The organism is Anaerolineae bacterium (assembly GCA_014360855.1).
Taxonomy (GTDB): Bacteria; Chloroflexota; Anaerolineae; order JACIWP01; family JACIWP01; genus JACIWP01.
This window is the reverse complement of sequence record JACIWP010000080.1, coordinates 1-11,893: the sequence shown is the minus strand read 5'-3', so window position 1 is coordinate 11,893 and position 11,893 is coordinate 1. Positions and strand designations below refer to the sequence as shown.

Annotated in this window: 9 protein-coding genes and 1 pseudogene; 6 read left to right on the top strand and 4 right to left on the bottom strand. The window is 60.6% G+C overall.

Annotated features, from left to right (window positions below; genetic code table 11):
• The 6 genes and pseudogenes from H5T60_06105 to H5T60_06080 all read left to right on the top strand — a co-directional run.
• Positions 1-916 (top strand): DUF4338 domain-containing protein (locus tag H5T60_06105; GenBank protein ID MBC7242000.1); only part of this gene is annotated, 916 nt, incomplete at its 5' end.
• Positions 913-2,052, top strand: coding sequence for a DNA double-strand break repair nuclease NurA (locus tag H5T60_06100; protein MBC7241999.1), 1,140 nt, complete (start codon positions 913-915; stop codon positions 2,050-2,052). The genes H5T60_06105 and H5T60_06100, both read left to right, overlap by 4 nt.
• A 2-nt stretch (positions 2,053-2,054) precedes the next feature.
• Positions 2,055-3,863: an ATP-binding protein gene (locus H5T60_06095; GenBank protein ID MBC7241998.1), complete on the top strand. Its 1,809-nt coding sequence runs from the start codon at positions 2,055-2,057 to the stop codon at positions 3,861-3,863.
• 113 nt (positions 3,864-3,976) lie between these two features.
• Positions 3,977-5,365 carry a hypothetical protein gene (locus H5T60_06090; protein MBC7241997.1) on the top strand — a complete coding sequence of 463 codons (1,389 nt, stop codon included), beginning with the start codon at positions 3,977-3,979 and terminating at the stop codon, positions 5,363-5,365.
• Positions 5,366-5,467: 102 nt separating this feature from the next.
• A complete protein-coding gene (fabF, locus tag H5T60_06085; GenBank protein MBC7241996.1) occupies positions 5,468-6,709 on the top strand; it encodes a beta-ketoacyl-ACP synthase II in 1,242 nt (413 codons plus the stop codon).
• A 39-nt stretch (positions 6,710-6,748) separates the two neighbouring features.
• Positions 6,749-7,732: pseudogene (locus H5T60_06080) on the top strand (ketoacyl-ACP synthase III).
• A 165-nt stretch (positions 7,733-7,897) separates the two neighbouring features.
• On the opposite strand, the gene H5T60_06075 reads toward H5T60_06080, so the two are convergent.
• The 4 genes from H5T60_06075 to glgP form a co-directional block, all read right to left on the bottom strand.
• Complete coding sequence (locus H5T60_06075; GenBank protein MBC7241995.1) at positions 7,898-8,755, bottom strand: GNAT family N-acetyltransferase; 858 nt, start codon at positions 8,753-8,755, stop codon at positions 7,898-7,900.
• Positions 8,756-8,758: 3 nt separating this feature from the next.
• Positions 8,759-9,388, bottom strand: coding sequence for a hypothetical protein (locus H5T60_06070; GenBank protein ID MBC7241994.1), 630 nt, complete (start codon positions 9,386-9,388; stop codon positions 8,759-8,761).
• 24 nt (positions 9,389-9,412) lie between these two features.
• Entirely contained in the window at positions 9,413-10,270 is an 858-nt protein-coding gene (locus tag H5T60_06065) for a hypothetical protein (GenBank protein ID MBC7241993.1), read from the bottom strand.
• Between the two features lie 28 nt (positions 10,271-10,298).
• Positions 10,299-11,893 (bottom strand): alpha-glucan family phosphorylase (gene glgP, locus H5T60_06060; GenBank protein ID MBC7241992.1); only part of this gene is annotated, 1,595 nt, incomplete at its 5' end.

Genomic DNA, 11,893 nt, shown 5'->3' with positions numbered 1-11,893 from the left:
TCCCGAGCGTATCTCTCCTGTCCTCGTAGAAGTTACCTCTAAGTCGGAACATAATCTATTTCGAATTGCTAGACTGTTATGGTCTTTGCCATTCTCAAAAGGCTATGGCCGGCGGCTCAGATTCCTCGTTATAGATAGTTCTAATGAGAAGCTAATTGGGTTACTCGCGTTACAGTCTCCCCCGCTCAGTTTCCCAGCTAGAGACCGGTTATTTCATTATCCACCTGGCAGGAAAACAGAGTTGGTTAACCAGACCATGGATATTCAGACATTAGGATCGGTGCCCCCATATTCTCGCTTGCTGGGGGGGAAACTTATTGCATTGGCAGCCGCATCAAATGAGATCCGCTTGGCCTATCAGAGAAAATATGCTGGGCGCAAAACAGAGATGGAGGGGCGAACCCTGCCTCCTCATCTAGTTGCACTCACTACTACCAGCGCATTTGGTCGAAGTAGCTTGTACAACCGCCTGCGTTACCGTAATCTCATTATTGCTGAATCCCTTGGTTATACTGAAGGGTATGGCATCTTTCATCTGATGGAGTTATACCCTTTGTTTCGAGAGTTTTTGGAAAGCCAGGGCATCTCGACGCGAGGGGGATTCGGAACTGGTCCACGCCGAAAGTGGCAAATTATGGTTCGAGCTTTAGAGAGACTGGGATTATCCGCTGAATTTCTCCGCCATTCTGTCAAGCGGGAGGTATTTCTATTCCGTCTGGTGGACAATTTGGAAACGTATATGAACGGCTCTGACGCTGAACCTGTGTATCGCGATCTTCCTTTTGCAGACCTGGTTGACTGGTGGAGAGAGCGCTGGCTACTGCCCAGAGCGAAGCGTGTGGATGGGTGGAGATCTTGGCGAAAGGAAGAAATCCAAAAATTGCTGTTATTGAATCCGGATAGGGGAAACCAATGACAGAATCTATTGATCGTCCATTTGGAGAGCTTCCAGGTGCATTAGTTGAAGAAATACTCCGACGGACCGGGGAGCTGAGCGAAAAATTACTTGATCATTTCGAACAAGTGCGTGCTTCTCGCATTTCATGGCGAGAACAGCTCCATCGATCGGGCTGGATACAACGCGACACCGAACTCCCCTATGTTCCTATTCCCACCACCTGCGGCATAGATGGTTCCTACGCTATCGAACGTCTACTGACCACAGACTTGGTCGCGGCAGCTGCAGTAGCAGTCGAGGGTTTAACTCCTCCTTCGGAAACTCGCTACTGGCCAGAACCTCGTCACTTGGTCTGGATTGAGACAGAAACACACGAGTCCGACACTGGCACAATCTTACGAGCGTTAATGATCGGTATGGAATTAGAGCTGGCCTCACAGGCTCCCCACTCGATCGTGTTTCTTGACGGCTCACTAACAACACCCTTCATTTATTTCAATCAGGCATTGAACCAATGCCAACGCACCCCTTATCTACAAACTACGGCGCATTTTCTTAACGATATATCTCTTTTTCTGGAAGCGTATTCTACGGTACTGGCCTCGACTCGCACCGATCGAAATTGGGTAGCTGTACCAAAGTACACTACGAGGCGAGAGATTGGGAAAATTCTAAAGTGGCCTACTGCCTATGACGATCGAGGACTTCTTACTCTTCTCCTGGAGCCCGGTGAGTTTACCAGACCAACACGCCTTGAACAGCCATCTGATCCATGGCATTTGAACACCTCAGCTCTCTCTGATGAGATTCAAAGAGTTGCAGACGACATTATTCATCTACTGACTGAGATTGAAATTGTTTACTATCGACCATACCCTTGGCTTCCGGCGATACGCTTAGAGATGAACGCAGCAATAGCAAAAAACCAGGCACGTTTAGCAACTGTACTTCATGGGGTTCGTCATCAATGTGGTGCACCTGCGGTGATGGAACCCTATCCTCTGTATATTGCAGATCGTATGGTAAAGCACTTATCGAAAGCTATTCCTACTTTTCGGCAGGTAACCAGCCAACAAATTGCCCAGGCATATCAGGGTAACATTTCAGAGGTGTTCCTAGGTCTCCATGGATATCGCACTGAATCAGGAGTATGAAAATGGTGGACGAGCGAAAAACTCTCGAACAAATGATAGATGAAGCGGAAAGAATTGGAGTAGTTGGTTCGCCATCATCCACTACGGAGATGTCTCTTGACATCCTCGCCAGTGCTGTGAACAGAAAACTAGTAGGCGAACTAGCCTTATTTCGGTACCACCAAGACGGTTTTCCGCATTACGCTCTGGGTCAAATTACTGAAGTGAAACTCCGTAACATCTGGCATGAGGACCCTACCATGCGAAGTTTGATTCGTCAGCATGGAAGGGTCGATGCGGTTAGCGAGCGTCAAGATACACATCTGGGAGAAATGACCATTAGCGCTGTTTTTTCTTCCTCCTCTGATGGTTACCGCCCGAGCATCTTGGGGACTGTCCCTGCCACTGGAACCCCTATTCATTTAGTGAACGACGCTGTTCTCAGCGAACTCTTGTCACCATATCGGGACCAACTGTTTTACCTGGGGCGTGTCTATGGCTCTAAACCCAAACTACCTCTGTGGTTTAAACACTTCGACTCGGGCCCCCAGGGGGCCGGCGAGGCCTACCATATTGGTATTTTTGGAAAAACCGGTTCAGGAAAATCCGTTCTTGCGAAGATGATACTCCTTGCATACGCTCGTTATCCTGAGATGGCGCTGCTTGTGATTGACCCTCAAGGAGAATTCGCTAAAGATGTCAAAGGAGAGCCTGTGCCGGGCCGATTCTGCTTGCCCATGAAACAAATACTCTCATCTCTTCAGAAACCAAGCCAAGTATATGAGGTGCGTAACCTCGTCCTAGACCGATGGGATTTGTTTGCACAAATCCTTTATGAATCGCCCTTCTTTGAACAACTCAGCATTCCAAAGAGTGAAAACCGACAACTAGCTGCAGAAACGCTTGCAGACCGACTTCGGCGTAGCAAAATCAACTTGAAAGAATTGTATACTCGCGAATCCTTTCAGAAAGCCTGGGCTATCTTGGGGGATGACAGTACCCAAAAGGTCTTCTACCGTTCAGAAGGTTCACGCGCACGCTTCCAGTCAATGTATGAACAAGCAGATCAGAATCTCTTTTATCAGGCTTATTGGCAGCCAGTTACTCAGCTATTCCGAGAGGATAGAGCCGGTGCTCAAAAGGTGGAGACGTTGCTCATGAAATTGTTCGACCGTGCGCAGGGACGAAGGCCTTTGATTGTGATCGACCTGTCATTGGAGCATGCACCTTCTTCCTCACTTCAAGGTTCATTGCTCCCGTCATTTGCACCTGCACCTGGAGATAGGGTATTCTGGAATGACATGATCCAAGCGTTAGTGATCAAAAGACTCCTTGAAGGCATTCGAGTCGCGGCTGAAGGGGCATATAAACAAAATCGCAGTCTAAACACACTTGTTCTCATGGATGAAGCCCATCGATTGGCACCTCGTGAAGATCCCGAAAGCGAGGAGAAAAAGGCTGTGCGTGGCATTCTTATAGATGCGGTACGAACTACTCGCAAATATGGCGTTGGGTGGATGTTTATCAGCCAAACTCTTTCAAGCCTCCATCGAGAAATCTTGGAACAACTTCGCATCTTTTTCTTCGGATTTGGACTTGGAATGGGTACTGAATTTAAAGCGCTTGGCGAATTGGTCGGAGGGCGTAGCAAAGCTCTTGATCTTTACCAGTTATTCCGCGATCCTCATTCCTCATTTGACGTAACAAGTAGGGAGTATTCTTTCATGACCATTGGGCCGGTATCTCCGCTTTCTTTCGCTGGCACACCTTTGTTCTTTAACGCATTTAATACAGTGGATGATTTCTTAAAGGCTAATCACTTGAAAACGTAGGCGAATACAAATCTGCATCCTTTACCTAAGGGTTGTCCTCATGTCCTTGACAATGCCGGCGCCCCATGCTATCCTCTGCGTGATCTCACTGTTTGGAGCGGTGCGGAAGGACGATGAGCACTTCCACCGATGATTCCCTGCACCTCTGTCTGACCACGGGCATCGCCGCCGCCAAGGCCGGCGACAAGCAGCAAGCGCGCCTGTACCTGGAGCGCGTCCTGCGCCTCCAGCCCTCTCCCGAGGAGCGGGTGCAGGCTCTGCTGTACCTCCAGGAGATCGCGGATGATCCGGTGGAGCGTCGCGCTTATCTGGAGCAGATCCTCATCTTCGACCCGGCCAACCCCACCGCCCGGCAGGAGCTGGCTATTCTGGAGGGCCGGCTCACCCGTGACCAACTGCGCGCCCCTGGGGCATCGGAAGAAACGGGGCCGGCGCCGGGGCCTGAACCGATGTCCAGCCGGCGCTTCGTGTGCAAGAACTGCGGCGGCATCATGCGGTTCGACCCCTGGAAAGGCCGTTTGATCTGCCAGTACTGCGGCCACACTATCCTCCCCAGCGAAGCGGTGCAGGCCGGCTATGTAGTCGTGGAAGGGGACTTCCTGACCACCCTCCCGACAGAGGCTGGTCACCGCTGGCAGAGACAGTCCTATGTTGTGCAATGCGCCGGCTGTGGCGCCCGCATCATCCTTTCCGAAGGACAGTTCAGCGCTTCCTGCCCCTTCTGTGGCTCCCCGCAGGTAGCTCGCATCGAGCTGGACCCGGACGTCATCCCTCCGCACGGTATCCTGCCCTTCCGCGTCTCGCAGGAGCAGGCTGTGGCGGCGGTGCAGGAGTGGCTGGGGGCGGGCTGGTTCGTGCCGGCCGACCTGCGGCGTGCCGTCCGGCTCGCTTCCATCCGGCGGGCCTATCTGCCCTTCTGGGCGTTCGACTTCATCGGCACGGTCAAATGGAACGCGCTGGTGCAAAGCGGTCCCGAATGGAAGCCCACCGCGGATGCCTTGTCCATTTTCGAGGAGAACGTGCTGGTGCCGGCCTCTACGACCGTGCCGGCCGGCCTGCTCGAGCAGGCCATGGATTTTGACCTGCACGAGCTGGAACCCTTTGCGGAGGAGAAGCTGGCCGGCTGGCCGGCGGAGCTGTATCAAATCTCCCTGGCGGATGCCTCCATCCGCGCTCGCGAGCGCGTGGCGCACATGGCGCGCCGGCGCATTGCCGACGATTTTCTGGCCGGCAAATCCCATCGCGCTCTTTCCCTCAGCACCCATATGGTCAATATTGATCGCTTCCAGCACCTTCTCCTGCCCTTCTGGCTGTTGAGCTACCGCTACCGCGATCAGCTACGGCATGTGGTGGTGAATGGGCAGACGGGCAAGGTCGCCGGCGAACTTCCCCGCACATACGCTCCACTGCTCATCCTGGCCGGCCTGGCCCTGGCGGTCATCGCCGCCTTTGCCGTGCTCATCTATCTCATTACCTCATCCGGCGGATTGAGCGCTCCCTGAGGCTCTGTTCGCGACTTTTTCCCCTCTTTAGGGTTATCATCTGGTGAGTGCGCCGGCGTCCACAGGCCGGCGCACTGCGCACCCCATTCCACGGAGGATGTAATGAACCGGCGAGTCGTTATCACCGGTCTGGGAGCAGTCACGGCATTGGGGGAAGATGTACGGAGCCTCTGGGAAGCCGTGGTGGCCGGGCGCAGCGGCGTGCGCCGCATTCAATCCTTTGACCCCAGCGGGCTGAAAACCCAGGTGGCGGCGGAGGTGCTGGAATTCGACCCCGCTCGCTATATGAACCGCAAGGATGTGCGCCGGCTGGACCGCTCCATCCAGTTCGCGGTCAACGCCGCCGGCCAGGCCATCGAGGACGCCGGCCTTCTGACGGACAGTTTGGACCGCACCCGGGTAGGCGTCATCATCGGGAGCGGCATCGGCGGTATCCACAGCCTGGTGAAGAGCCACCAGGTTCTGGAAACCGAGGGGCCGGACCGCATCAGCCCCTTCTTCGTGCCGGCCTGTCTGGCTGACATGAGCGCCGGCTACGTTTCCATCCAGTACGGCTTCGGCGGGCCGAATATGGCCATCGTCACCGCCTGCGCCTCGGGGAACAATGCCATCGGCGAGGCCATGCGCATGATCCGGCTGGGCCTGGTGGACGTGATGATCGCCGGCGGCACGGAAGCGGCCATTCTACCGCTGACCATCGCCGGCTTTGACCAGATGGGCGCGCTGGCCTGCAGTTTCAACGACGCGCCGGAGCGGGCCTGTCGGCCGTTCGACCGGGACCGCGCCGGCTTCGTGCTGGGGGAGGGGGCCGGCGTGCTGGTGCTGGAGGCGCTGGAGCACGCGCAGGCGCGCGGTGCCAGGGTGTATGCCGAGCTGGTCGGCTACGGCGCCACTTCCGACGCCTATCACATCGCCGCACCCGACCCCAGCGCCCAGGGGGCTATTCGTGCTCTGCGGCTGGCGCTGGAGGACGCCGGCCTGGCCCCGGAGGATGTCGACTACATCAATGCCCACGGCACGGGCACCGACCTGAACGACGCCATGGAGACGACAGCCATCCGCCAGGCCTTTGGGCCGGCGGCGGATCGGCTGATGGTCAGCTCCACCAAGGCGGTGACGGGGCACCTGCTGGGCGCGGCCGGCGCTGTAGAGGCCATCATATCCTGCCTGGCACTGTACCACGGCATCGTGCCTCCCACCATCAACCTGGATAACCCCGATCCCCGCTGTGACCTGGACTATGTGCCATGGCGAGCACGCCAGGTCCCCCTGCGCGCCGTAGTCTCCAATTCCTTCGGCTTCGGCGGACATAATGCCTGCCTGGTCTTCCGGCATTATGCCTGATCCCCGTATCATCAGAACTATTATGGGTTGGAGCGGCCTATGAGCCCCTATGCGCATATCGCGGGGTGGGGGATGTACGCGCCGGCCAAGGTGCTCAGCAATCAGGACCTGGAGCACATGGTGGACACCACCGATGAGTGGATCCGCTCGCGCACCGGCATCGTGGAACGGCGCATCGCCGGCGAGAAGGAATCCACTGCCACCATGGCGGTGGAGGCGGCCCGCCGCGCCCTGGCCCGCGCCCACCTTTCCCCCCGCCAACTGGATGCCATCATCGTCGCCACCATCTCGCCCGACCATCTGACCCCTGCCACCGCCTGCCTGGTGCAGGCGGCGCTCGGCGCGGATAAGGCGGCGGCCTTCGATGTCAGCGCCGGCTGTTCCGGCTTCATCTATGCCCTGAGCCTGGCGCAGATGGGCATCACTGCCGGCGAATGGCACAGCGTGCTCATCATCGGCGCGGAGACGCTCTCGCGCTTCGTCAACTGGGAGGACCGCAACACCTGTGTGCTCTTCGGCGACGGCGCCGGCGCGCTGGTGCTGGTGGCCTCCGACCAGCCCGGCGGGGTGCTGGCCTGCGTGCTGGGGGCGGACGGTTCGGGGGCGGAACTGCTCTCCATTCCCGCCGGCGGGAGCCGCATGCCGGCCAGCCCTGCCACCCTCGAACAGCATGCCCACACCATCCACATGGACGGCCGCGCCGTGTTCCGCTTCGCCACCCATATCCTGCCGGAGGCGGTGGAACAGGTGATGCGCAAAGCCGGCCTGCCCCTCACCGCCATCGACATGGTTATCCCGCATCAGGCCAATATGCGCATCATCGAGGCGGCGCGCAAAAAACTCCGCCTACCGGAAGAGGCCTTTTTCGTCAACCTGTACCGCTACGGCAATACCTCAGCGGCTTCCATCCCCATCGCGCTGTGCGAGGTCGCTGACCATGGGCTGATCAACGATGGGAGCCTGGTGGTGCTGGTGGGGTTTGGCGCCGGCCTGACCTGGGGAGCGGCGGCCGTGCGCTGGGGAGTGGCCCTGCCCCAGCCGGCGCGCCCGTGGTGGCAGCGCGCCCTGTACATTGCCCGGCTGGCGTTCGGCCGCCTGCCGGCGTTCCTGCGCCGGCTGTTGTACCGCTTGTGGCAGGCACTGCCCTCGCGGCGGGGTGAGGAATAGGGGCAAACAGGAGAGCTGTCCTTACGGGCGCATTCGCCGCTCGAACAGGGACTGCTTCAGGTCGGTGAACAGGACGTATCCGCCGGCCCCGAATGCCGCCTGCGCATCCTCCAGCGCCTCGGGGATGACCGCCTCGACATGTTCGGAGCGGCCGACGGCCCAGGCGCGCAGGGACTCCGCCAAATGTATCATAGCTTCCTGGTCGCCGGCGATGAAGCCGCAGGTGACATCCCCATATTCCAGGTCCTCGGAGGCGATGAGAAGCCCGCGCCACGCGCCTTCCGCCGGCCAGACCCAGACCTGGCCGGCCTGTTGGCGCGCCGACAGCCGCTCCAGGCTCAGCCGATACCAGACCCAGCCCTCACACAGCAGTCCGCCGGTCAAGCGGTACCAGGGGCTTTCCCGGATGAATTCCCAGGCAGTCGGGATCTCGCCGGCGTCCAGCCGGCGTGCCTCGAACGTGCCGCCCGCCGGCGCCTCCCACAGCGAGCAGTCCGCCAGCCGGCGGAAGCCGTGCACCTTTGCCAGATGATGAACAGGGGCATTATCGCTGGCGGTGCAGAAGCGCGCCACGGTTACCCCACTGCGCCGCACCACGAACATCTGATAGGCGAAGAGCACGCTGGCCAGGCCAAGCCCCTGATACTCGGGGTGCACCCGACCGCCCTCCAGCCAGGCCTCGTCCGGGTCGGGGAAGGAAACGCGCCCCAGCCCGGCCAATTTGCCATCCACCTCGACGACGTAGAAATGGCCGGCGGGGACCTGCACCCAGGCGTCGAAGACGCGCGGCAGGTAATCGTGCCCCTCCCAGATATCGCGGGTGAGCTCCAACACTGCCGGCTTATCCTCATGTCGCGCGGAGCGAATGAGCAGTGTCATGGGTTATTCCTGAGCCTGATCCGCGGGGTGCTCGTCCTGTGGAGAAGGGGCGGCCGGCGCTTCGCCGGCGGGCAGGAGCCGGCCCTCCGCCAGCATGCGCTCCAGCAACTGCCGCGCCTCCTCCTGCTGTAGAAAGGTGGAGAGCAGAGCCTGCTTATAGCGCACGGCCCGAGCACTCTCCTGGTACTGTTTCTCCAGCCGCTCCATGAGCTTGCCGGTCAGGTCGCCGACGAGGTCGCGCATTTCCTCCTGCAGGCGCGCGATCTGCTCGTGAAGCTGTTCGTTTTCCAGCAGGAGCGCGCTGACGGCCTCGCGCTGGCCGCGTCCGAAGAGGCTCAACAGTCCTCCCTGGCTCAGGCGGTCGCGCAGGCGCGTCACCTCTTTCTCCAGGGCCTCGATGCGCGCCTGTTTCTCGGCGATGATTTCCTCGTACTTGCGCGCCAGCTCCTCTTTATCGTGTGCCAAGGAGTCAAAGAGGCGCGAGACGGTGCCTTCCTGCTGGCGGCGCTGTTCCTCCAGCGCTTTCTCCAGCCGGCGGCGCCAGTTCCACGAGAGAAGCCAGATTATCAGGCCGGCGACCGCCGCCGTCGCCAGGAAGGTCAGCAGTACCTTCGGGTCCATGAGCACGTCCATACGCTATACGATCCTTTCTGTCTGTCACGGCCAGGGAGTGCCGCTGTCGTCCCAGGGAGCCGGCTCCCGCCGGCGCTTGCGCCCGCCCCAGATCACCACCGGCGGGAAGATCAGCGGGATGATGAGCGGCCCGACACAGCAGAAGCCGCCGCGCGGGACCGTGCGTTCCCCGTCGGTCAGCGCCGGCACTTCGCGCACCTCGACCGGCCGGCCGGCGAGCACTGCCAGGGGCCGGCCTGGCCCTTCGAGGGCCGGCGGCAGGGCCAGCAGAACCTGGCCGGCGTCCCATGTCTGCTCCAGCGCGGCGAACTCGAGCCGTCGCGCATCCTTCCAGGACAGGTAGGCCGGCACCCGCGCGTTAGTGAATTGCACCCGATACACGGCCAGGTCACGCTCGATCAGCGGGAAGAGCCGCGGTTTGACCCGCACGATCAGCTCGCCCTGCTGGCCGGGCAGGGCGCCCATGCCGCGCAGCGCGACCTCGGCCGTGTATGTCCCTCCTGGCGAGACGGCGCTCTCGATGCGGTGTTCGATGGCGGTGCCGGCGAAATATTCCAGCGTGTCAAAGGTGAAGGGCGGCACCAGCATCAGCACTGCTGCCAGGACAAAGGCCGCGCCGCCGGCCAGGGATGGGATGCAGGCGCGCCGCACCGAGGTCCGCATGTCTGCCGGCGCATAGTACGGCGCGGCGAAAAAGGTGTAATACGCCAGCACCCCAACCAGCAAAGGGAAGACCCAGTCCGCGATCGTGCCGGCCAGCGACAGATCGGTCAGATATCCGACCCACAACAGGATGCCGAGCGCCAGGTTCACGGCGCTGATGGTGCGCCAGGTGGTGTGCGATACCCAGGGAGAGTACGCAGGCTCCAGGGATGTGCGCATGGTCACACCTCCTAGCTCTCCATGCCCCTTACACCGCCCAGATAATCATTCCTGGCAGGAAGGCGTCAGGCAGGTCCGGATGCGCCGGCCGCACCCGCACCGTGTAGCCGAAGCGGCCGCTCTGGGTGCAGGTGACGGTGCTCTGGAACACGTGGAGGCGGTCGTCATGCACGCCGGCATGTTTCATCTGTACGACCTGCGGCTCGGTGATGCCGCGATCCGGGTCCAGCCGGCCGAAGTACAGCTCCACCAGCACGTCTTCAACGGCCAGCTCGCCGAGGAAGATTTCGGCGTGCACGTCGAACTGCTCCCCCACGCCGATGCGCTCCAGGTCACGGCTGGTCTCGACGGAGCGGATCCATACCTGGCCCCAGCCCTTGCGCATCTTGTCCACCCAGGCGGCCAGCTCGCGGGCGCGCGCCATTTCATCGGTGCAGAGCCGGCGGAAGTGTTCATGGGCCGGCAGGTACATGCGTTCCGTGTATTCCCGCACCATGCGGTTGGTGTTGTAGTACGGCACGAGCTGGGCGATGGCGCGGCGCATGCGCTCCGCCCAACGGCGCGGCACATCGTCCGGCCCGCGTTCGTAGAAGAGCGGGACGATTTCCTTTTCGAGCAGGTCGTAGAGCGCCTCGGCCTCGACCTGGTCCTGATAGGCCTCGTCGGTATATACCTCGCCCTGGCCGATGGCCCAACCGACATCCTTGGAATATGCCTCATCCCACCAGCCGTCGAGGGTGCTGACGTGGAGCACGCCGTTGGCGACGGCTTTCATGCCGCTGGTGCCGCTGGCCTCGCGCGGCCGGCGCGGGGTGTTCAGCCAGACGTCGGCGCCGGCCACCAGGTAGCGGGCCAGATTGGCATCGTAATCCTCCAGGAAGACCACATGCCGGCGCACGTCCTCCTGGCGGGCGAAGTGCACGATCTGTCGGATGATCTCCTTGCCCGGGCCGTCCGCCGGATGCGCCTTGCCGGCGAAGATGATCTGCACCGGCCGTTCCGGGTTCAGCAGGATGCGCTTCAGGCGCTCCGGGTCCTTGAGCAGGAGGGCGGCCCGCTTGTAGGTGGCGAAGCGGCGGGCGAAGCCGATGGTGAGGGCGGCAGGGTTGAGCGCCTCGCCGGCCTCGTCAATTTCGCTCTGCAGGGCACCGCGCCGGCGCAGTTGTTCCTGCAGGCGCCGGCGGGCTATCGCCACCAGCCGCTCGCGCCGGCGCTCATGGGTGCGCCACAGCTCCTCCAGGGGAATCTGCTCCACCCCTTTCCACAGGTCGCCGTTGGCCTGATCGGTGCGCCAGGCCGGCCCCAGGTAGCGGTCGTACAGCTCGGCCATGTCGAACGAGGTCCAGCTCGGGATGTGCACGCCGTTGGAGATGGAGGTGATGGGCACCTCGTCCTCCGGCAGGCCGGGCCACAGGTTCTGCCACATGCGCCGGGAGACCGAGGCGTGCAGTTTGCTGACGCCGTTGCGGAAGGCGGAGAGGCGCAGGGCCAGCACGGCCATATTGAACGGTTCCTGCCAGTTGTTGGGGTTGATGCGGCCGAGCGCCAGGAATTCCTCGCGTGTGATCTTCAGCCACTCGTAATAAGGGGTCAGGTATTTGTCAATCAGCTCGACGCCGAACT